The organism is Halomonas sp. PA16-9, assembly GCF_009728585.1.
Taxonomy (GTDB): domain Bacteria; phylum Pseudomonadota; class Gammaproteobacteria; order Pseudomonadales; family Halomonadaceae; genus Vreelandella; species Vreelandella titanicae.
On sequence record NZ_CP040451.1, the window covers coordinates 2,355,224 to 2,376,729 of the forward strand.

General features: G+C 54.9%; 12 protein-coding genes and 7 pseudogenes. 9 read left to right on the plus strand and 10 right to left on the minus strand.

Translation table 11 applies throughout. The features are described from left to right. Positions 1 to 31: 31 nt before the first annotated feature. The 10 genes and pseudogenes from FDY98_RS10820 to FDY98_RS10865 form a co-directional block, all read right to left on the minus strand. The gene (locus FDY98_RS10820; protein ID WP_009286579.1) at positions 32 to 733 is read right to left on the minus strand and encodes an electron transport complex subunit E; all 702 of its coding nucleotides are present in this window, start codon (positions 731 to 733) and stop codon (positions 32 to 34) included. Then, a complete protein-coding gene (rsxG, locus tag FDY98_RS10825) occupies positions 730 to 1,389 on the minus strand; it encodes an electron transport complex subunit RsxG (protein ID WP_009286580.1) in 660 nt (219 codons plus the stop codon). The genes FDY98_RS10820 and rsxG overlap by 4 nt, the downstream gene beginning before the upstream one ends. Further along, complete coding sequence (locus FDY98_RS10830; protein ID WP_009286581.1) at positions 1,386 to 2,435, minus strand: RnfABCDGE type electron transport complex subunit D; 1,050 nt, start codon at positions 2,433 to 2,435, stop codon at positions 1,386 to 1,388. Before FDY98_RS10830 ends, rsxG begins: the two co-directional genes overlap by 4 nt. Further along, positions 2,432 to 4,087, minus strand: a complete 1,656-nt coding sequence (rsxC, locus tag FDY98_RS10835) for an electron transport complex subunit RsxC (RefSeq protein ID WP_027959292.1) — start codon at positions 4,085 to 4,087, stop codon at positions 2,432 to 2,434. The genes FDY98_RS10830 and rsxC overlap by 4 nt, the downstream gene beginning before the upstream one ends. Then, positions 4,087 to 4,682 (minus strand): annotated as a pseudogene (gene rsxB / locus FDY98_RS10840) (electron transport complex subunit RsxB). Before rsxB ends, rsxC begins: the two are co-directional and overlap by 1 nt. A gap of 12 nt (positions 4,683 to 4,694) precedes the next feature. After that, a pseudogene (rsxA, locus tag FDY98_RS10845) lies at positions 4,695 to 5,275 on the minus strand (electron transport complex subunit RsxA). A 176-nt stretch (positions 5,276 to 5,451) separates the two neighbouring features. After that, the gene (gene metG / locus FDY98_RS10850; protein ID WP_027959294.1) at positions 5,452 to 7,488 is read right to left on the minus strand and encodes a methionine--tRNA ligase; all 2,037 of its coding nucleotides are present in this window, start codon (positions 7,486 to 7,488) and stop codon (positions 5,452 to 5,454) included. A gap of 104 nt (positions 7,489 to 7,592) precedes the next feature. After that, positions 7,593 to 7,872: pseudogene (locus FDY98_RS10855) on the minus strand (hypothetical protein). 127 nt (positions 7,873 to 7,999) lie between these two features. Then, on the minus strand, positions 8,000 to 9,181 hold the full coding sequence (locus FDY98_RS10860) for a 1-acyl-sn-glycerol-3-phosphate acyltransferase (protein ID WP_009286584.1): 1,182 nt from the start codon (positions 9,179 to 9,181) through the stop codon (positions 8,000 to 8,002). Between the two features lie 93 nt (positions 9,182 to 9,274). Then, positions 9,275 to 10,204 carry a recombination-associated protein RdgC gene (locus tag FDY98_RS10865; RefSeq protein ID WP_027959295.1) on the minus strand — a complete coding sequence of 310 codons (930 nt, stop codon included), beginning with the start codon at positions 10,202 to 10,204 and terminating at the stop codon, positions 9,275 to 9,277. A gap of 141 nt (positions 10,205 to 10,345) precedes the next feature. Between FDY98_RS10865 and FDY98_RS10870 the strand changes: the two genes are divergently transcribed. The 9 genes and pseudogenes from FDY98_RS10870 to FDY98_RS10905 all read left to right on the plus strand — a co-directional run bounded on the left by FDY98_RS10870 (position 10,346) and on the right by FDY98_RS10905 (position 21,394). Continuing rightward, positions 10,346 to 10,780, plus strand: a complete 435-nt coding sequence (locus tag FDY98_RS10870) for an acyl-CoA thioesterase (RefSeq protein WP_009286586.1) — start codon at positions 10,346 to 10,348, stop codon at positions 10,778 to 10,780. Positions 10,781 to 10,932: 152 nt separating this feature from the next. Further along, a complete protein-coding gene (gene gyrA / locus FDY98_RS10875; RefSeq protein ID WP_155705823.1) occupies positions 10,933 to 13,677 on the plus strand; it encodes a DNA gyrase subunit A in 2,745 nt (914 codons plus the stop codon). Next, positions 13,661 to 14,764 carry a 3-phosphoserine/phosphohydroxythreonine transaminase gene (gene serC / locus FDY98_RS10880; protein WP_027959297.1) on the plus strand — a complete coding sequence of 368 codons (1,104 nt, stop codon included), beginning with the start codon at positions 13,661 to 13,663 and terminating at the stop codon, positions 14,762 to 14,764. The genes gyrA and serC overlap by 17 nt, the downstream gene beginning before the upstream one ends. A 5-nt stretch (positions 14,765 to 14,769) precedes the next feature. Next, positions 14,770 to 15,860: pseudogene (pheA, locus tag FDY98_RS10885) on the plus strand (prephenate dehydratase). A 5-nt stretch (positions 15,861 to 15,865) separates the two neighbouring features. Further along, positions 15,866 to 18,141 (plus strand): annotated as a pseudogene (locus FDY98_RS10890) (bifunctional prephenate dehydrogenase/3-phosphoshikimate 1-carboxyvinyltransferase). Continuing rightward, positions 18,134 to 18,412 carry a (d)CMP kinase gene (locus tag FDY98_RS29480; RefSeq protein ID WP_442907916.1) on the plus strand — a complete coding sequence of 93 codons (279 nt, stop codon included), beginning with the start codon at positions 18,134 to 18,136 and terminating at the stop codon, positions 18,410 to 18,412. The pseudogene FDY98_RS10890 and the gene FDY98_RS29480 overlap by 8 nt, the downstream one beginning before the upstream one ends. Positions 18,413 to 18,447: 35 nt before the next feature. Then, positions 18,448 to 18,831, plus strand: a pseudogene (locus FDY98_RS29485) ((d)CMP kinase). Positions 18,832 to 19,014: 183 nt separating this feature from the next. Next, on the plus strand, positions 19,015 to 20,694 hold the full coding sequence (gene rpsA / locus FDY98_RS10900; protein WP_008957327.1) for a 30S ribosomal protein S1: 1,680 nt from the start codon (positions 19,015 to 19,017) through the stop codon (positions 20,692 to 20,694). Positions 20,695 to 21,020: 326 nt separating this feature from the next. Then, positions 21,021 to 21,394 (plus strand): annotated as a pseudogene (locus FDY98_RS10905) (histone-like nucleoid-structuring protein, MvaT/MvaU family). Positions 21,395 to 21,506 lie beyond the last annotated feature (112 nt).

Sequence of the window (21,506 nt, forward strand, 5' to 3'; positions counted from 1 at the left end):
GCTTACATGTGTACTTTCGGCATCTTGCCAACTATTTAATCGTGCCGGTAACCCGTACGCGGCGCTCAGTTCGGGGTGCTGCCGCGACTGGCTTGGCACGGGCAGCATTGCGTTGATCGATAACGTTTTTCAGCGCGATTAACAGGCCCGCCACAAAGAACGCGCCGGGCGGCAGCACGAAAAACAGGAACTGGTAGTCGTCGGCAATCGTCAGCTGCCAACTGGCCGCTTGCGGCCCAAACAGTAGCGCCATATCGCTAAACAGCGTGCCTTGGCCCAGCAACTCGCGCAGAGCGCCAAGTAACACCAGTACCGCAGCAAAACCCAACCCCATCATAAAGCCATCGATGGCCGCTGGAAGCACCGGCTGGCGGGAAGCAAATGCATCGGCTCGGCCAAGAATGGCGCAGTTGGTCACGATCAGCGGAATAAAAATCCCCAATACCTGATAGAGCGGGTAGGCGTAGGCGGCCATGAGCAGTTCAGCGCAGGTAACAAAAGCTGCAATCACCATTACGAAAGCGGGCAAGCGCACCGCGCTGGGCACCTGGTGACGAATCAGCGAAATCGCCGTGCTGGCGCCTACCATTACCAGTAGCGTAGCCAGCGCCAGCCCCAGCGCATTGACGACATTTCCACTCACGGCTAGCAGCGGGCAAAGTCCCAGCAGTTGCACCAGCGCGGGGTTATTCGACCAAAGGCCGCTTTGGGCTAGTTCGCGCCACTGGCTCATAAGGTGGGCTCCTCAAATGACATCGGTAGCGGTGTATCGGCGGCGTACTGAAGCGCTTTATGGACAGCGTTGACCACGGCTCGGGGCGTAATCGTTGCACCGGTGAACGCATCAAAGTGACCGCCATCTTTAGCTACCGCCCAGCCTTCTGGTGGCAAGCTATCTAACCTTAAACCATTAAACCGGGTGATCCAGTCGCTGCGGCTGCGCTCAATGTCATCGCCTAGCCCAGGCGTTTCCTGGTGCTGGGTAACGCGCACGCCGCTGATACGCTGGTGCTCATCAATGCCAATCAGTAGGTGGATTTTGCCGTTATATCCCTGGCGGGTTACCACCGGCAAGATCACTGCGCTGCTTCCGTTTCGGCTCGGGTTATTGTTCTCGCTGCCACTTACCCACCAGCCTTGGCTATCACTCGCCAGCCCTAGCGCTTGTGGGTTGGGAAGGGTAAAGGTGCTCTCCAGTACCTGGGTGACGGGGGTATTCGCCAGCGCTTGGGGCAGTACTTCCTGCAACTGGCGGTGTTGGTAAGCCAACTGATGTGTCTCTATACGTTCGGCGGTTAGCGCGCGGGTAAGCGCGACACTGCCGGCGGTAATCAGTGCAAAGGTGCCCAGCGCGAAGGCGCCACGCCGCATGGCCTGGAGCAGCGTCATGGCTGTTCTCCTGGCTTACCCGGTGAAGCTTTTTGCTGGCCAGTGGGCCGCGGCACGCTATATATATCCAGTAATGGTACGCACAGGTTCATCAGTAAGACCGCAAACGCCACAGCATCGGGGTAGCCGCCAAAGGTGCGAATAATGATAACCAGCGCGCCGATCCCCGCGCCATAAATAAGTTTGCCGCGTTGGCTGGTGGCAGCGGAGACCGGGTCGGTGGCAATAAAGAACGCCCCGAATAGCGTTGCCCCGGTGAGCAGGTGAAACAGCGGTGAAGCAAAGTGGCTGGGGTCGCTGAGATAAAACAGCGTGTCCAGTAGTACTAGGCTGCCAAGCATCGCGATCGGAATATGCCAACTAATAATCCGCTTCGCTAACAACACCACACCACCTACTAGCCAAGCAAGTGCTACCCATCGCCAGGCAGTTAGGGTTCCATTCGGCAGTGGGTTAGCCGCCCAAAACTCGCTGGCAAGCACGGCGTCCCCTTTGTGCTTAAAAGCATCTAGCGGTGTTGCGCCGCTCAAACTATCTAGTTGGGCGGTCGGTAGAGTTCCGGTGATTTGCGCCCATAAATCATTAGGTAGCATTTCCTGGGGCGGTGCCCATAGCGTCATGTAGGTAGGAAACGACACCAATAGCAGCGCATAGCCCACCATGGCGGGGTTAAACGGGTTATGCCCCAAGCCGCCGTATAGCTGCTTGGCGACTACAATTGCCGCGATCATACCCACGCCGACAAGCCACCAGGGGCTAGCGGGTGGCAGTGACGTGCCCAGCAAAACGCCGGTAAGCAGGGCACTTGAGTCATTCAGCGTCACACGAATGGGGCGCTTGCGTAGCCGTAGCACGGCGGCTTCAAGCGCAATACCAAAAGCGGCGGCTAACAGTACATTGCTGATAACTCCAAGGCCAAAGAAGTAGCTCATGGTGGCGATGCCTGGCAGGGTTGCTGCAATTACCCAGCGCATTAAGCTTGCCGTTGGTGGCACCGCGGTTGCCGTCATGGCATCTTTAACGCCTGAGGCGTGCATCATGCTCATGGCGACTCCTCGCTAGACTGCTGTTCGCGCGCCTGGGCAAGCTGCAACTCGGCTGCTTTCAAGTTCTCCTGGGCGGTGGCAAGCTGCATTTCTAAGTCATCCAGGGATTGTTTAGGATCTTCCTGAGCGACGCGCGCCAGGGTTTTTTCAGCCTTTTTGACCGATGCTTTGGCGGCGGCATGGGCGATGCGCAGACCGCGTAAGTCGACCTTTTCGCTGTTGGTTGCGGCAGTGTTAGAAGGGCGCCGCTGTTGCGCCTGGCGGGCTTGCTTGCGTGCCTGTTTCTCAGCCTCCTCCCGAGCAAGCCGCGCTTGGCGAAACTCAAAACGGTGCTTGGCGTGCTCCGCTTTTGCTGTCTCAATTCGCTGCAGGCGTAACCGGCTTTTAGCTTCCCGGTAATCCACCACGAGCGGAATATGGCTGGGGCAGACGTAGCTGCAGGCACCGCACTCAATGCAATCAAATAGGTGGTAGCGCTCAAGCTTGGCATCATCCTGAGCGCGGGCGTACCAGTGCAGCTGTTGCGGCAGCAGTGCTACCGGGCAAACGCTTTCGCACTCACCGCAACGAATGCAGGGCGATTCTGCTGGGGGCGGCGGTAACTCTTCAAGCGTTGCCGCGATTAAACAGTTGGTAAGCTTGGTGACCGGCGTATCGAGCGTTAGCAGTGGCGTGCCCATCATGGGGCCACCTTGAATCACTTGGTGTAACTCTGGGGTATTTAACCCTGCCTGCTCCAGCAGCTCTCTAACCGATGTGCCCAGACGCACCCAGCGATTGCCGGGCTGGGTGATGGCCTCTCCAGTCAGCGTGACCACCCTGGAAACCAGCGGCTGACCATCGCGCACTGCGTGTAGTATCGCCAGTAGCGTGCTTGGGTTGTGGCACAGCACGCCAACATCAGCAGGCAGCCCGCCACTGGGTACGTTGAGGTCTAGCAGTTTTTTAATCAGTTGTCGTTCGCCGCCGCTGGGGTAGCGGGTGGCGATCACGGCCAGCTCGACGGGGACTGGCTGACTATTGGTTAGGGCTTGCTTCAGCGCGTCAATGGCCTCGGGTTTGTTATCCTCGATGCCAATAACGATATGCTGCGCGCCACACAGTTTGGCGATTATCTGTGCGCCTTCAAGCACCTCGTTAGCGTAGTGGCGCAGGGTAAGATCATCGGCGGTGATATAGGGCTCGCACTCGGCGGCGTTAATCACCAGGGTGTGAATCGTATGTTGTTCGACCACCCGCGCTTTAATATGGGTGGGAAACCCGGCGCCACCTAAGCCGACGATGCCGCTCTCGTTTAAACGCTCAAGCAGCGCGTGGGGTTCGACATTTTGCCACACCAATGGTGGCAGTCTAAGCCACTCATCTTGCCCGTCACCCTCAATGCTGATTTGGGTAGTGCTAACCTCGCTCACCGTACCGCTAATACTGGCGTGCAGGGCACTAGAGACCATACCTTCACGTTTGGCAATCACGCTGCCCACTTTTACCGCATTTCCTTGCGCCACACAGGGCTTCGCTGGCTGACCGCTGTGCTGCTGAAGGGGGAGAGTGACCCGGCGGGGCAGTGGCGCTTCAATCAGCGCGGATTGGTTTGAACGCTGTTTGCGTTCGGGGGGGTAAATCCCTCCCGGGAAGTCAAAGGCGTTCGACATCAAGACACCCCTGAAGCAGGTTGGCGGTCGCTGGCAATCATGTTTGATGAGTGCGCCACTACCGGCTGCCACTGGGTGAGCGGGGCTGAGCGTGGCAGCATATCGATACAGTCCACGGGGCAGGGGTCAAGGCAGAGATCGCAGCCGGTGCACTCGTCTTCAATCACGGTATGCATTAATTTAGCCGCGCCGATAATCGCATCGACCGGGCAGGCCTGGATGCACTTGGTGCAGCCAATGCACTCCGCTTCGCGAATAAATGCCACCTTGGCTTCGCTTTGCGCTTCGCCATCCAGGGGCTCGGGTCGCGCCCGAGAAGATCGGCAAGGGCGTGAATCGTCGCTTCGCCACCCGGAGGGCATTTATTCAGCGCATCACCCTGGTTAATGGCTTCAGCGTAAGGGCGGCAGCCTGGGTAGCCGCACTGGCCGCACTGGGTTTGCGGCAGTAGCGCATCAATTTGCTCAACTAGCGGGTTATCTTCGCGCTTAAAGCGCTCGCTCACCAAGCCCAGCAGGGCGCCAAAACCGATACCCAAGCCGGTTAATACCGCGACGGCGCTGAGGATTCCAATGATATCAATGGTGCTATTCATTGCGCGCTGCCTTCATCCCTGCACCAACCCTGAAAACCCTAAAAATGCTAACGACATAAGGCTGGCGGTGACCATAGCAATCGCGGCGCCTTGGAAGGGTTTGGGAATATCCGCCCCCGCTAAACGTTCGCGCATCGCGGCAAACAGCACCAAAATAAGCGAGAAGCCCAGTGCTGCGCCCAATCCATAAAGGGTGGTGTGGAAAAAGCTTAATTCACGGTTTAACGACAGCAGGGCTACACCCAATACCGCGCAGTTGGTGGTGATCAGCGGCAGGAAAATGCCCAGCACCTGGTGCAGCAGCGGACTCAGTTGGCGCACCATGATTTCGGTAAACTGCACCACGGCGGCGATCACCACGATAAAACTAATGGTACGCAGGTAGGTTACATCCAGCGGCACAAGCAGGCCGTGATAAACCACGAAGCTAGCGGCCGATGCCAGGGTCAGCACAAAGGTAGTGGCCAGGGACATGCCCATGGCCGACTCCAGTTTATTGGAGACGCCCATAAACGGGCATAGGCCCAAGAACTTAACCAGTACGAAATTGTTGACCAGGGCAGTGCTGATCAAATGATAAATAACTCACTCATGGCAGCGTATTGTGCGAAGAAAAGGCGGCGCTGGCTAGTGGGAGGCAAGGAAGTTTGATGTGTGAAAAACCTATGCAGGAGGAAGTTTGAATAAAATTGCCGCTGTAATAAAAATGCAAAGGGCAGAGCGCTTTTGAGTCTCTGCCCTTTAACCTGCTTACCGCTTATGCGACGGGTTAGGTTACCCGCTGACCCGGCTCGGCACCTGCATCGGGAGAGAGCAGGTAGATGCCATCTTCGTTAGCAGAGGCCAGCACCATGCCTTCCGATACGCCGAAGCGCATTTTGCGCGGAGCCAGGTTGGCGACCATGACCGTTAAGCGGCCTTCCAGGGCTTCCGGGGCGTAGGCGGAGCGAATGCCGGAGAAGACGTTGCGGGTTTCGCCACCCAGGTCGAGGGTCAATTGCAGCAGTTTGTCGGCGCCTTCTACGTATTCGGCTTTGGCAATACGCGCAATGCGCAGGTCGACTTTAGCAAAGGCGGCAAAGTCGATTTCCTCGGCGATAGGCTCTTCCGCCAGCGGGCCTTTGGGTGCTTCTTTCAATTTTTGCTCTTCCACGAGATCTTCCTTCGACGCTTCAATCATGGCATCGATTTTGTCGCGTTCAACGCGGGTCATCAGCGGCTTGAATTTGTTGATTGTGTGCTCGGTGAGCACACTCTGTCGAGTGTGCCAGTCCAGCGACTCAACGTTAAGAAAAACACGGGCCTCTTCAGCCATGGCGGGTACCACAGGAGCCAAATAAACCATCAACTGGCGGAACAGATTAATGCCTACCGAGCATATCTCAAGCACCTCTGTGTCACGGCCATCCTGCTTGGCCAGCGCCCAGGGTTCTTTATCAGCAATGTAGGTGTTGGCTTCATCCGCCAGTTCCATAATTTTGCGCATTGCCCGGCTAAATTCCCGGGCTTCAAAGTCTTCGGCAATATCATCACCGGCGGCAATAAAGCGGGCGACCATCTGTGGCTCAGCGCAGTGGCTTGAGAGGCTGCCACTGCCGAGCTTTTTAACAAAACCGGCGCAGCGGCTGGCAATGTTGACCACCTTGCCGACTAAATCTGAATTTACCCGCGCGGCAAAATCGTCCAAATTCAGATCCAGGTCATCAACTTTGGAAGTAAGCTTGGCGGCAAAGTAGTAGCGCAGGTATTCCGGGTTGAGATGATCGGCGTAGGTGGCGGCTTTAATAAAGGTGCCGCGGGATTTCGACATCTTGGCGCCGTCTACCGTCAGGAAACCGTGGCAGTTGACGGCGGTGGGGGTGCGCAGATCCGCGCCATGCAGCATGGCGGGCCAGAAGAGCGCGTGGAAGTAGACGATATCTTTGCCGATAAAGTGATATACCTCGGCATCAGAGCCTTTGTTCCAGTAGCTGTCGAAGTCGATACCTTCGCGGTCACACAGGTTCTTGAAGCTGGCCAAATAGCCAATTGGCGCATCCAGCCAGACATAAAAGTATTTGCCCGGGGCATCGGGAATTTCGAAGCCGAAGTAGGGTGCATCGCGGGAAATATCCCACTCGTTAAAGCCGGACTCAAACCACTCCATCAGCTTATTGCGGATTTGCGGCTGCACATGGCCGTCGTCAATCCAGCCCTGCAGGAAGTCGGCAAAGTCAGGCAGTTTAAAGAAGTAGTGGGTCGATGTACGTACTTCGGGCGTTGCGCCTGAAATGGCTGAAACGGGGTTGATCAAGTCGGCGGGAGTATAGGTAGCGCCGCACTTTTCGCAGTTATCGCCATACTGGTCTTCAGCGCCACATTTAGGGCAGGTGCCTTTAATAAAACGGTCAGCCAGAAACAGGCCTTTCTGGGGGTCAAACATCTGCTCGATATCACGGGTGGCAATATGGCCTTTATCCCGTAAGCGCTTATAAATCATTTCGCTGAAGTGGCGGTTTTCAGCGGAGTGGGTCGAGTGGTAATTGTCGAACCCAACCCCAAAGCGGGCAAAGTCTGTTTGGTGATCGTTGGAAACCCGCTCAATCAGGGCTTCAGAGGTAATACCTTCCTGCTCGGCACGCAGCATAATGGCGGTGCCATGGGCGTCATCGGCACATACGTAGTAGCACTGCTGGCCACGGCTTTTCTGGAAACGTACCCAGATATCAGTCTGGATATACTCAAGTAAGTGACCGAGGTGAATGGCTCCGTTGGCGTAAGGGAGCGCGCTAGTCACCAAAATGTTGCGCGTGGCGGTAGTAGACATGGTGAAGGTTAATTCCGAGTGAATAAGGGTGCCGGTCAGGCGATAGTAAAAAAGACGGCGAAGTCGCTAAACGCTTCGCCGATACCGTTACGTCCTAGCAACGATTAATAAAGCGCTTGCTCTTCTTGAACGACTTCACGCAGCAGTTCTAAAAAGCTTATCAGCCTCAGAGTGTTCAGCCGGGTCTTCCGGTATATGCACGCTGGTGGTATCGGAAATTTCGTTGGCAATCCGCGCCATCACCGCAGGGCTATTGCCTTCGGTCAGCTGTTCTCTGGCAATCGCCAGTGATTGCTCAAGGATCTTTGGATCTTGCAGCAGCTTACGAATAAAGCCACGTAGCTCGTTGATGATACGTGTTTTCTGAATTTCTGAACCGGACATGGGGGTCTCCTTAGGATCGCAATTGACGACAGCGCCATGCGAAACCAATCAATGCGTCGACCATAGCATTTTTTCCGCCAACGGGCATGAATTGCCCGTTATTAAAATGGCAGCTTAAAACGCTGATTTAGAGCGTCAGTCGCCCTGCCTTGTGTTTAACAGGGTTCGCGTACTGGGCAAGCCAGTAGGGGCGCAGAGGCTCCGGCACTTCGGCAAGCCGGGCATTAAAGCGTTCACGGTCTTGTCGAGTGATGGCTTTGCGTGCCACCAGCTCCGGTGCTTCGCCCAGCGCCTCTAAAGCCAAATAATGACTGGGGAACAGTCGATAGCCACCAATCACCTGGCGGTCAATCTCAGCAGCGACTTCGTCGGGCGTGGCCATATCAGAACCTACCGGTGTGCCAAAGTGCAGCCGTACACGCCCTTTGGAGCCGGTAATGCCGGCTACAATGGAGCGAATATCTTCAAACTCACTTTTAGCGTAGCTACCCAGTGTGTCGATATCGTGCAGCTCCTGGGCTTTTTGGACATCGCAGGGGTCGTATTCATAGCTAATCGATACCGGCACCAGCTTTAACTCAGCAATTGCCTCGCCAAATACCATGTCTCGTTCTGCGGCTCGCCTGGCCATGATCAACATTTTGATAATGGCGGGCTCAGTGTGATCGATGCCGTTCTTGGCCCGCCCTTCCCGCTGTGCCATCCAGATTGAGTGCTGGTCTTCGGTAATGGTATGGCGAATATAAGCGGAAAGTTGCTGGTATGCTGCCAGCATAGCCCGCTTACCTCGGGCGCTGCGTGGCACGATAAAGCTTTTATTAAGCCGCATTAGATCTGTGACATAGGGCTTTTTAAGCAGATTGTCACCGATCGCGATACGCACGGTATCGCGGTTTGCTTGATACAGCGCATAGTTGACGAACGCGGGATCCAGCGAGATATCGCGGTGGTTACCTATGAACAGGTAAGCGCCGTTGGCGTCGAGTTTGTCGAGGCCGGTAACTTCAAAGGCATCCGTGGTGGTGCGAATCATGCGCTCCATGTAATGGGCAATACGCATTTGAAACTCATAAACCGTCGTTACGTCTTTGACTTCACGACGTACGGCACGGCTGGCAAAAACACGCGCCAGGGATGGTGCCCAGCGCGCCATGCGCGGCAGCCGAAAGCGGGTCAGTGCATCCAGCAGCTCGTTGTCCCGTGAGAGTCTGGCCAGCACATCGGCCACTTCATGATCCATAAAGGGCCGAATATCGGCCCACGGGTCTGTCTCGGTAGAGGCGTTGGTAGCGTTGTTGTGATGAGTCATGCGAACCGTTGGATGATAAATAGTAAATATCGATTAATAACATCGAGGCGAAAAGACGACTTCGGATAACAGTCTGGAATGACTATAGAGCCCTTACTGCGCCGCGGGTTCCCGCTGTGTCTCGCCGCCAAGCCACTCTATCAAGCGTGGAATATCGGTAGATAGCGCCTGCGCCATTAGAATAAAGTCTGTTTCCAGACGGGCAAGCGCGTCGTCTCCGTCGTCAGCGTGATCGGCTTCTTCAATCAAGGCATCGCCAAAGCGCAACGATTTCAGCGCCAAATCATCGTGTAACACACAACTTAGCCGTCCTTCCAGGCTAATCGCGAGTTTACTGGCTTGGCGGCCGGTCTCAAGCAGTTGCTGAATTTCATCGCTGTCTAAATCGACCTGACGAGCGCGCAGTACACCGTCATCACCTTTAGCTTTGAGTTCAACCTGGTCACCAAGCTGAAGATCGGCCGGGCGACTGGCCGCGTCACCTAGCCAAGTGGTCATGGCGCGAATAGGCAGCGTCTGTGAACTCAGTGGGGTGACTTTTAGGCTGCCCAGGGTTTCGCGAAGCAAATCCAGAATATCTTCGGCGCGGGTGCGTGAACTGGCATTGATGCCTATCATCTGGCCGCGAATGTCCCACCAAAGATCAATTTTCTGACTACGCACAAAAGCGCGGGGCAATAAATTCTCGGTTACCTGCTCTTTTAACGCGGTCTTCTCTTTGCGGGTCACTTTGCGGCCTTCGCTGGCCTCAATATCCGCCACCTGCTCATCGACTTCCTCTTTTACAACAGAGGCGGGCAGTAGGCGCTCTTGACGCAGCGCTGAAAGCAGCCGATGTGATTGAATTTCGTGAACAAGCTGCCCTGCGCCCAAACGTCCAGCAGGTGCAGTCCAGCCCAGGCGGCGTGCGTCGGCGTTGCCGAGTGGTTTGGCGGCATGCTCTTGTAAAGCGCTAGCGAGCTCATCGCTGGATAATTCGGGCGCGTCGTGCAGGCGGTATAAATGCAAGTGCTTAAACCACATGGAGCCAATCCTGTTTAAAAGGTGGCACATTATGGCGAAAGCGGGGCATTCCTACCAGCGGCTGTCACCAATCGTCTCTGTTGCACGTGTTTCAAACTTGTGTTTGATTGAATCGTTGCCAATCACTATAGAGGAGTCGATATGAGTGCATCGCTGTCGCGAGTTCATTTACGCGTTAGAGGCTATCATCTGGATGGCTATGGGCATGTCAATAACGCTCGCTATCTTGAGTTTATGGAAGAAGGGCGCTGGGACTTCTTTGATCAACACCCAGAGATGATCAAAGAGCTCCATCAGGCCGGGCGGGCATTCGTCGTCGTCAATTTGAACATTGATTATCTGGCCGCTGCCCGCCAAGGGGATGATTTGGAAGTGATGACCGGGATCATCGACGTTGGTGAGCGCAGCGGGCTTTGCCACCATCGTATTGTGCGTAAGGATGGCGCCGTCATCGCCCGTGCGGATTTAACCTTCGTGCTACTCGATATGCGCGCCAACAAGGCCGCTGCAATCGAGGGAGAGGTGCGTGAGGCGTTGGCTGCATTAACCTTGGGGAAAGAGGCATTTAGCGTCTAAACGGCTTTGGTGAGCTCCCTGGCTGCCCTTGCTGCTTTTGCGGTGGTATGATGTCGGAGTATTTGCGCGCCGCTCTATGGTAATTTCAGAGCGGTGTTTACCAGCGCTTTCAACTCTCGCAGTGCCAATGCAGTGCAAAGGATCTGACTTTCATGGGTGACATCGCCAGAGAAATCTTGCCCGTCAATATTGAAGACGAGCTTAAACAGTCGTATCTCGACTATGCGATGAGCGTCATTATCGGCCGCGCGCTTCCAGATGTGCGGGATGGCCTTAAACCGGTTCACCGGCGTGTGCTGTTTGCCATGCATGAACTGGGTAATGATTGGAATAAACCGTACAAGAAGTCGGCGCGTGTCGTCGGCGATGTCATCGGTAAATACCATCCGCACGGTGATAGCGCGGTATACGACACTATCGTACGTATGGCGCAGCACTTCTCAATGCGCCATGTCCTGGTCGACGGTCAGGGCAACTTCGGTTCTATTGATGGGGATAACGCGGCCGCCATGCGTTATACCGAGGTGCGTATGTCGCGCCTTGCCCACGAACTGCTTGCTGACCTTGAAAAAGATACCGTCGATTGGGTGGATAACTACGACGGTACCGAGCGTATCCCCGCCGTATTACCCACCAAGGTACCCAACCTGCTCATTAACGGCTCGTCGGGTATCGCGGTAGGTATGGCGACCAATATTCCACCGCACAATATGCGTGAAGTGATTGACGGCTGTTTGGCCCTCATCGATGACTACACGCTGTCGGTGGATGACTTGATGGAGTATATCCCCGGCCCTGACTTCCCCACCGGCGCGATCATTAATGGTCGCGCGGGTATTTTGTCGGCGTACCGTACAGGCCGTGGGCGTATTTATGTGCGCGCTTGCCACACCATTGAGCACCACGACAAAACCGGTCGCGACCACATCATCATCACCGAGCTGCCTTATCAGGTGAATAAGGCGCGGTTGATCGAGAAGATCGCCGAGCTGGTGAAAGAGAAGAAGATTGAAGGTATCGCCGAACTGCGCGATGAGTCGGATAAAGATGGCCTGCGCGTGGTGATTGAAATCAAGCGCGGTGAGTCCAGCGAAGTAGTGGTCAATAACCTGTTTGCTCAAACGCAGCTGCAAAACGTGTTCGGGATTAACATGGTGGCGCTGGAAAATGGCCAGCCACGCACGCTCAATCTTAAAGAGATGCTGGAAGCCTTTATTCGTCACCGGCGCGAAGTGGTTACCCGGCGCACGCTGTATGAGCTGAAAAAAGCCCGTGAGCGTGGGCATCTGTTGGAAGGCTTGGCCGTCGCTATCTCTAATATCGATGAAGTGATTGAGCTGATCAAAGCCTCACCCAACGCGGCTGAAGCGCGTGAAAAGCTGCTCGCCAAGACTTGGCAGCCCGGTCAGGTGACCGCCATGTTAGAGCGGGCCGGGGCTACTTCTTGCAAGCCAGAAGAGCTGGAAGAGGGTTTTGGTTTAAATACCGCGGCCACCTCTTATCGGCTTTCTCCTGCCCAGGCGCAGGCGATTCTTGAGCTACGCCTGCATCGCTTGACGGGACTTGAGACCGAGAAGCTGCTTGATGAATACCTCAGCATTCTTGAGAAAATTGCCGAGCTAACCGAGATTCTGGCCTCTGCTGACCGCTTGATGGAAGTGATTCGCGAAGAGCTGCGGGCGGTGCGTGATCAGTTTGGCGATGACCGTCGTACTGAAATTCAGGCTAGTCACCTCGATTTGTCGATGGAGGACTTGATCGCCGAAGAGGACATGGTGGTAACCGTGTCGCGTTCAGGCTATGCCAAGACGCAGCCGCTGTCGGATTATCAGGCCCAGCGCCGTGGTGGCCGAGGTAAGTCCGCTACAGCCATGAAAGACGAAGATGTGATAGAGCATCTGCTGGTGGCTTCTACTCATGACACCGTACTGCTGTTCTCAAATCGCGGCAAAGTGTACTGGCTGAAAGTGTACGAAATGCCCAACGCCAGCCGCGGCTCGCGGGGTAAACCGCTGGTGAATATGCTGCCGCTTGAAGAGGGTGAAGCGGTCAACGCCATCTTGCCGGTGCGCGACTACAACCCTGATAACTACATCTTCTTTGCCACGGCTAAAGGTACCGTAAAACGTACCAGCCTTGAGCAGTTCTCGCGCCCACGCAGCGTCGGTCTGATTGCGATTGATTTGGAAGAGGGCGACCGCTTGGTTGGCGCGGCGATTACCACGGGTAATGACCATGCCATGCTGCTGTCGTCTAACGGCAAGGCGATTCGCTTTGAAGAGGGCAAAGCCCGCGCCATGGGGCGTACTGCCCGCGGGGTGCGTGGTATGCGCCTAGCTGGCGACGCGGAAGTCATTAGCCTGATTATTCCTAAAAGCCAGCAGATCGACGCCGAGGCGGATGCCGAAGGGGAAACGCAAGACGGTGCCCAAGAGAGCACTGTAGCCGAGACCGCCGTTGGTCAGATCTACATTATGACCGCCAGTGAGAATGGTTACGGCAAGCGCACGCGCCTGGAAGAATTCCCGCTGCGTGGTCGTGGTGGCCAGGGTGTCATCGCCATGCAAACCAGCGAGCGTAACGGTTCGCTCGTGGCGGCGATGCAGGTCTATGACAGCGATGAAATGATGCTGATCACCGACCGCGGCACGCTAGTGCGTACCCGTGTGGAAGAGGTCTCGACCACATCACGGAATACCCAGGGCGTGATGCTGATTCGTCTTGGCAAAGAGGAGAAGCTGGTCAAGACGGTGCGCGTTGATGAACCGGAAGAGAGCGACGAGCTAAGCGCTCTTGAAGGAGCGGGTGACCCTGAAGAAAGCAGCCTTGAAGACGCACAGGCGAATAAAACATCCGATGATGCACAGGAAACGGGGACTGATGACACGTCACTATAATTTCTGCGCAGGGCCAGCGGCCCTGCCAGTGGCCGTGCTGGAGCGCGCCCGGGAAGAGTTGCTGGACTACCAGGGGCGCGGCCTTTCAGTAATGGAAATGAGCCACCGCAGCGATGAATTTATTGCCATTGCCGAGCGCGCCGAAGCCGACTTTCGTCATCTGCTGGGCGTGCCGGATAACTATCGCGTGCTGTTTCTACAGGGCGGGGCCAGCTTGCAGTTTGCCATGCTGCCGATGAACCTGTTGGGGCAAGGCGGTAGAGGCAATTTTATTCAGACCGGCATCTGGGGCAAGAAGGCGCTCAATGAGGCCAAGCACCTTGGTTTTGATTGCCATGTGGTTGCCAGCAGTGAGTCCAACGGCCATACGGCGGTGCCCGCACAAGACGACCTACGGGTGAGCGCAGATGCTGCCTATTTGCACTACACCTCTAACGAGACAATTGGTGGCTTGGAATTTGATTATACGCCGCATATTCAGCGTGCCGATGGTGCTTACGTACCGCTGGTCTGCGATATGTCGTCGAACATTCTGTCTGGACCCATCGACGTTAGCGAATTTGGCGTTATCTACGCTGGGGCACAGAAAAATATTGGCCCCGCCGGGTTAACGCTGGTGGTGGTGCGTGACGACCTGCTAGGTAAAGCTAGGGCCAATATACCTTCGCTATTTGATTATCAAATGCTGGCGGACGCTGGTTCGATGGTCAATACGCCCCCCACTTACGCTTGGTATTTAGCCGGGCTGGTGTTTCAGTGGCTGAAGGACGATATTGGCGGATTGGCGGCGATGGACGCTATCAATCAGCGTAAGGCCGATAAACTTTACGCAGCGATTGATGCCAGTGAGCTTTATAGCAATCCAATTGCTAAAGCCAACCGTTCGCGCATGAACGTGCCCTTTATACTGGCCGATTCGGCACTGGATAAAGCGTTTTTACAGCAGGCCGATGCGGCGGGGCTGCTTAATTTGAAAGGTCACCGCAGCGTGGGCGGTATGCGTGCCAGCCTTTACAACGCGGTGCCTGAGTCTGCGGTAGATGCCTTAATTGCATTTATGGCCGATTTTGAAAAAACAAGGGGCTAATCACCATGTCCGACACGTCGATCAATCTGGATGAGTTGCGCCAGCGTATCGATCAGCTCGATAGCGATATTCTGAACCTGATCAGTGAGCGCGCCAGCTGTGCCCAGCAGGTGGCCCATGTCAAGCTAGCTGAAGATAAAGATGCGGTGTTTTATCGCCCTGAGCGAGAGGCTCAGGTGCTTCGGCGCATTATGGCGTTGAATAAGGGGCCGCTCGATTCAGAAGAGATGGCGCGGCTGTTTCGCGAAATCATGTCGGCGTGTTTGGCGCTTGAGCAGCCGGTAAAAGTTGCTTACTTAGGCCCTGAAGGTACCTTTACGCAACAGGCGGCGCTCAAGCACTTTGGTGAAAGCGCTGTTAGCCTGCCCATGGCAGCCATCGACGAGGTATTTCGTGAAGTAGAGGCGGGGGCCGTACACTACGGCGTCGTGCCGGTGGAAAACTCCACCGAAGGGGTGGTTAATCACACCCTGGACACCTTTATGGATTCCTCGATTAAAATTTGTGGCGAAGTAGTACTGCGTATTCACCACCATTTGCTGGTCAGTGAAACGACGCGCGCGATAAGGTCTCGCGTATTTACTCGCACCCGCAGTCGTTTGCCCAGTGCCGTAAATGGCTGGATGCTCACTATCCCCATGCGGAGCGCGTGCCGGTTTCCTCTAATGCGGAAGCGGCCAAGTTAGTCAAAACCGAGTGGCATAGTGCGGCGATTGCAGGTGATATGGCGGCCAAGCTTTATGGGCTTGAGCACATTGCCGAAAAAATTGAAGACAGCCCGGATAACTCCACGCGGTTTTTGATTATTGGCAACCAGGATGTGCCCATGGCAGGAGAGGATAAAACCTCTATTGTGGTTGCCATGCGCAACCAGCCGGGGACGCTGCATGCGCTGCTGGAGCCTTTTCATCGCCACCAAATTGATTTAACGCGCCTTGAAACGCGTCCTTCGCGTACCGGTGTGTGGAACTACGTCTTTTTTATCGACTTTAAAGGCCATCGTGATGAGCCTGAGGTCGCGGCAGTGCTTGAAGAGGTGCAGCTACGAGCGGCAGATCTACGCGTGCTGGGCTCTTACCCCATAGGCGTGCTGTGACGTTAATGGTCGAAGACGGTGTAAAAACATCAGGCTGTCATGAGTCGCGTCTATTGATTGTTGGTCTGGGATTGATTGGTGGTTCGCTGGCGGCAGCGCTGCGCGCGGTAGGGTTTCAGGGTCAATTGTTGCCTGTGACCCTGACGAAGCTGAGATTGCACGCGGTATTGAGATGGGGCTGATCGACTCAGGCAGTACCCACCTTGATGAGCAAGTCAATGACGCCACCATGGTAGTGCTGGCAGTGCCGGTGCTCGCCATGGAGAGCGTGATGGCAAGCTTGTCCGAAGCGCTACCTAACGCGTCGGCTGACGTTGTGATTACCGATGTTGGTAGTACCAAGGCGACTATCCGCGCCTGCGCTCAGCGTGTATTTGGCCAGGTACCCACTAATATGGTGCTGGGGCACCCTATTGCCGGTTCAGAAAAAAGCGGTGTGGCAGCGGCGAATCCGCGTTTGTATGTAGACCACAAGGTTATTTTGACACCTGAGCTGAACGTCGACCGTGAGGCTTTGCAGCGCGTGCGCTGCTTATGGGAAGCCTGTGGTGCCGATGTGCTGGAAATGGACGTAGAGCGCCATGACCAAGTGTTGGCGCGTACCAGCCATTTGCCGCACTTGCTGGCATTTTCGCTGGTGGATACGCTGGCCCGTCAGGATGAACGGCTAGATATTTTTCGTTACGCAGCGGGCGGCTTTCGCGACTTTACCCGTATCGCGGAAGCGACCCGGTGATGTGGCGAGATATTTTTATTGCCAACAAGCAGGCGGTTTTAGCATCGCTGGATGATTTTGAAGCGGGGCTTTCTCGATTGCGTCATGCGGTAGAAGCCGGTGACAGCGATGCGCTGATTGCCACCTTTGATCGGGCTAGCCACGCCCGGCACTATTTCGACTCTTTATTGAACAAAACCAGTTATCAGGCGGAATATCATATGCAACCACAAGGTAAGGTCACCTACCGTGTGCAGCCGGGCGGTCAAGCCCAGGGGCGTTTTGCGCGTACCTGGCGATAAATCCGTGTCGCACCGCTCTATTATGTTGGGCGCGCTGGCTGAGGGTGTCACTGAAGTAAAAGGCTTTCTGGAAGGTGAGGATAGCCTGGCGACCCTGCAGGCGTTTCGGGAAATGGTGTGGCGATCGAAGGGCCGCACCAGGGCCGCGTGACGATTCACGGTGTGGGTATGCATGGCTTAAAAGCCCCCGCAGGCCCGCTCTATGTAGGTAACTCGGGCACCGCCATGCGGCTTTTTTCAGGACTGCTGGCAGGCCAAGCGTTTGATAGCGAGCTGACCGGCGATGAGTCACTAACCAAACGGCCTATGGGGCGCGTGGCTGACCCGCTGCGCTTGATGGGCGCAACCATTGATACCGCTGAGGGCGGGCGTCCGCCGTTGAAGATTCATGGTGGCGCCAAGCTTAAAGGCATCGATTACGATATGCCCATGGCCAGTGCCCAGGTAAAATCTTGCCTGTTGCTGGCGGGGCTGTACGCCGAAGGCGAAACTCGGGTACGCGAACCTGCACCGACCCGCGATCACACCGAGCGTATGCTCAATGGTTTTGGCTATGCGGTTTCCCGTGAAGGCGATACCTGCTGGCTCAAAGGGGGCGGTAAGCTCACCGCAGGCCCCATTGATGTGCCTTCGGATATTTCATCTGCAACCTTCTTCTTAGTGGCAGCTGCCATTACCCCAGGCTCAGATATCACCCTTGAACACGTCGGCATTAATCCCACCCGGATTGGCGTAATCAATATTCTTACCCTGATGGGGGCGAATTTGGCGTTAGAGAATGAGCGCGAAGTGGGGGGGGAGCCGGTGGCCGATATTCGTATTCGCTATGCGCCGCTGAAAGGCATTGATATTCCCGAAGAGCAAGTGCCGTTAGCCATTGATGAATTCCCCGCGCTGTTTATTGCCGCCGCCAACGCCGATGGCGTGACTCGTCTAAGGGGCGCCGAGAGCTGCGTGTCAAGAGTCTGATCGCATTCGGGCCATGGCCGATGGCTTGGCTGTGTTAGGTGTGCAGCACACCGTTGTAGACGACGGCATCGATATTGTCGGCAATGGCGATGCGCAAAAAGCGAGCTACGGCGGTGGGCGTGTCGATAGTCTGGGCGATCACCGTATTGCCATGGCGTTTGCGATTTCATCACTACGTGCAAGTGCAGAAATTGTTATTGAAGACTGCGCCAATGTGGCGACCTCATTCCCTGACTTTGTCGAATTAGCCACGCGTATTGGCATGGGCGTTAGCGTGGAGGGCGCGCATGAATGATCGTGTTGCTGCTGCTCCCGTTGTCACCATTGATGGGCCTGGCGGCGCAGGTAAAGGTACGATCAGTGGCTTGGTGGCAGAGCGCCTAGGCTGGCATCTTCTCGATAGTGGCGCACTTTATCGACTGACGGCTCAAGCAGCAGTTAAGCACAACATAGCCGTTGACGACGAGTTGGGCCTGGCACGCTTGGCAGAGCAGTTAGATGTGGCGTTTCCTGTTGAAGAGGGACAGCCACGTACACTGCTTGAAGGTGAAGTGTTGGCCAGGTGATTCGCACCGAACAGGCCGGCGAGCGAGCTTCTCAAGTGGCGGCACTGCCTGCGGTGCGCCAAGCCCTGCTACAGCGCCAGCGCGATTTTTGCCAAGCGCCGGGCTTGGTGGCGGATGGTCGTGACATGGGTACCGTGGTGTTTCCTGACGCGGCGCTGAAGATTTTTTTTAACCGCCAGCGCCGATGAACGGCGCGTCGACGCTATCTGCAGTTGCAGGAAGCCGGGGTGGATGCTAGTCTTTCGAGTCTTTTAAAGGAGATTCAGGCACGCGATGCACGCGACACGCAGCGCAGTGTGGCTCCTCTCAAGCCGGCAGATGATGCCATTACGCTTGATACCACGCGCCTGAGCATACCGGAAGTGGTTGATCGACTGACCGAACTGCTCGCCCAAAAAGGGCTGGTAAGCGGCGTCTGATTCTCCCTTGCGGCGCTTTTGGATAGGTGTCACGACGTGGCAGGGCACTAAACTCACATCGGTGAGCCCGGTCAGGTCTAACCAGCGTTAACACCCCCAAAGGCTGAGTGACATTAGGCCCGCACTTGCTGGTGGTGCGGAGAAGGCATTTATGCCTCAACAACGTAATTACGTAGGAACACCATGAGCGAAAGCTTTGCTGAGCTGTTTGAACAGTCTCTTAACGACATCAACATGGAGCCAGGCGCTATTGTCGCGGCTCAGGTTGTCGACATTGACGGTGACTGGGTTACTGTCAACGCTGGTCTGAAATCTGAAGGTCAGATCCCTGCGTCACAATTCCGCGATGAGCACGGTAATCTGAACATCGCTATCGGTGACGACGTGCACGTTGCACTTGAAGCCGTAGAAGATGGTTTCGGTGAAACGCGTCTGTCTCGTGAAAAAGCCAAGCGTGCAGAAGCTTGGAAGATTCTTGAAGCAGCCTTCGAGAAAGACGAAATCATTAAGGGCGTTATTAACGGTAAGGTTAAAGGCGGCTTCACTGTTGAAGTTGACTCTATCCGTGCCTTCTTGCCGGGCTCGTTGGTTGACGTTCGTCCAGTTCGCGACACTGCGCACCTGGAAAACAAAGAGCTGGACTTTAAAGTCATCAAGCTCGATCCGAAGCGCAACAACGTTGTGGTATCACGTCGTGCGGTTCTGGAAGCAGAGAACAGTGCCGAGCGCGAAGCGCTGCTGGCAACTCTGCAAGAAGGTCAGCAGATCAAGGGTATCGTTAAGAACCTGACAGACTACGGCGCTTTCGTAGACCTGGGTGGTGTTGACGGCCTGCTGCACATTACAGACATGGCGTGGAAGCGTATTAAGCATCCGTCCGAAATCGTTGCCGTTGGCGATGAGATCAACGTCAAAGTTCTGAAGTTTGACCGTGAGCGTAATCGCGTTTCACTGGGTCTGAAGCAGTTGGGCGAAGATCCGTGGGTCAACATTAAAGAGCGTTATCCAGAAGGCATGAAAGTACACGCGGTCGTCACTAACCTGACTGACTACGGCTGCTTTGCCGAGCTGGAAGAGGGTGTTGAAGGTCTGGTTCACGTTTCTGAAATGGACTGGACTAACAAAAACATCCATCCGTCTAAAGTCGTTCAAGTGGGCGATGATGTTGACGTTATGGTGTTGGATATCGACGAAGAGCGTCGTCGTATTTCTCTGGGTATCAAGCAGTGCACTGCTAACCCGTGGGAAACCTTCAACACTGACTACAACAAGGGTGACCGTGTTTCCGGTACCATCAAGTCAATTACTGACTTCGGTATCTTTATCGGCCTAGAAGGCGGTATTGACGGTCTGGTTCACTTGTCTGATATTTCTTGGACTGATACTGGCGAAGAAGCCGTACGCAGCTTTAAGAAAGGCGATGAAGCTGAAGCTGTTATCCTGTCTATTGATCCAGAGCGTGAGCGCATCTCGCTGGGTATCAAGCAGATGGATTCTGATCCCGTTGCTGAGTACCTGTCAGTCAACGACAAGGGCAGCATCGTAACGGGTCGCGTCATTGAAGTTGATGCTAAAGAAGCTCAAGTTGAATTGGCGACTGACGTTATTGCTGTGCTGAAAGCCTCTGAAATCAGTGCTGACCGCGTAGAAGACGCGCGCAATGTGCTGAATGAAGGCGACAGCGTAGAAGCCCGTATCGTAAGTGTTGATCGTAAGAGTCGTCAGATCAATCTGTCGGTAAAAGCGAAAGACCAAGACGATACGCGTCAGAACCTGAAGAAGATGCGTGAGCAAGAGCCGGAAACTGCAGGTGGCCCGACCACCATCGGTGATTTGATCAAGCAGCAGATGGGCCAAGACTAATTATCGATTAGTTATTGGTTTGTAAAAGCGCCGCCCTTATGGGCGGCGCTTTTGTTTGTAGTGGTTGAGTGCTTGTAATAGCTCTACGGTAGGTGTGTATAGTCGCCATGTTCTATTAGGGTTAAACTCTTTAAGCAGCAATTGAGTTTTAAAAAAACGATTAGTAATTGAGTGAAAATCAACTAGACTGTTGTCAGTTACTCTTTTTACAGGAATAATGTCCCTGCATTCTGAACTAGTGGGTGTCAAGGTTGTCAATCTGCACCTCAGTTAGATCCCATTCAGCTGAGCCCCATTCAGTTGGATAAGCTATTAAAGGAACCTCGATGTCATTACTTAACGAATATATCCAAAAGAGCAGCAGCTAAAGCAGCTTCAGGAAGATTTGCAGCGCTTAGAAGGCGACCAGCGTCTAAAAAGTGAGTTGGAATTTAAGGCCAAACTTGAAGCGCTAATGACTGAGTTTGGCAAGCGCCCAGGCGATGTCATTGCCTTATTGGATCCGGCTGCTGACCAGCGTACGGCTAAAACCACAGCCAGTGGCAATGCACGTCGTAAGCGTCGTCTTAAAATTTACAAAAACCCCAAAACGGGGGAAGTCATTGAGACTCGTGGCGGCAACCATAAGGGCCTGCGTAGCTGGAAAGATCAGTATGGCGATGAAACCGTCGAGTCTTGGCTGGAGCGCATGGAAGACTAAGTTAGTTAACAACCGGCATTTCTGTACAGGAATGCCGGTTTTTTTATTGCCCTGTGTTCAGCTATATCGCTAAGACGTGGCCATCACTGCTAGGCTATTAAGGGAATACGAA

Bases quoted from the DNA above. Each gene is read 5' to 3' on its own strand.
- FDY98_RS10820 (WP_009286579.1), bottom strand. From the start codon at position 733: ATGAGCCAGTGGCGCGAACTAGCCCAAAGCGGCCTTTGGTCGAATAAC.
- rsxG (WP_009286580.1), bottom strand. From the start codon at position 1,389: ATGACGCTGCTCCAGGCCATGCGGCGTGGCGCCTTCGCGCTGGGCACC.
- FDY98_RS10830 (WP_009286581.1), bottom strand. From the start codon at position 2,435: ATGAGCATGATGCACGCCTCAGGCGTTAAAGATGCCATGACGGCAACC.
- rsxC (WP_027959292.1), bottom strand. From the start codon at position 4,087: ATGTCGAACGCCTTTGACTTCCCGGGAGGGATTTACCCCCCCGAACGC.
- metG (WP_027959294.1), bottom strand. From the start codon at position 7,488: ATGTCTACTACCGCCACGCGCAACATTTTGGTGACTAGCGCGCTCCCT.
- FDY98_RS10860 (WP_009286584.1), bottom strand. From the start codon at position 9,181: ATGACTCATCACAACAACGCTACCAACGCCTCTACCGAGACAGACCCG.
- FDY98_RS10865 (WP_027959295.1), bottom strand. From the start codon at position 10,204: ATGTGGTTTAAGCACTTGCATTTATACCGCCTGCACGACGCGCCCGAA.
- FDY98_RS10870 (WP_009286586.1), top strand. From the start codon at position 10,346: ATGAGTGCATCGCTGTCGCGAGTTCATTTACGCGTTAGAGGCTATCAT.
- gyrA (WP_155705823.1), top strand. From the start codon at position 10,933: ATGGGTGACATCGCCAGAGAAATCTTGCCCGTCAATATTGAAGACGAG.
- serC (WP_027959297.1), top strand. From the start codon at position 13,661: ATGACACGTCACTATAATTTCTGCGCAGGGCCAGCGGCCCTGCCAGTG.
- FDY98_RS29480 (WP_442907916.1), top strand. From the start codon at position 18,134: ATGAATGATCGTGTTGCTGCTGCTCCCGTTGTCACCATTGATGGGCCT.
- rpsA (WP_008957327.1), top strand. From the start codon at position 19,015: ATGAGCGAAAGCTTTGCTGAGCTGTTTGAACAGTCTCTTAACGACATC.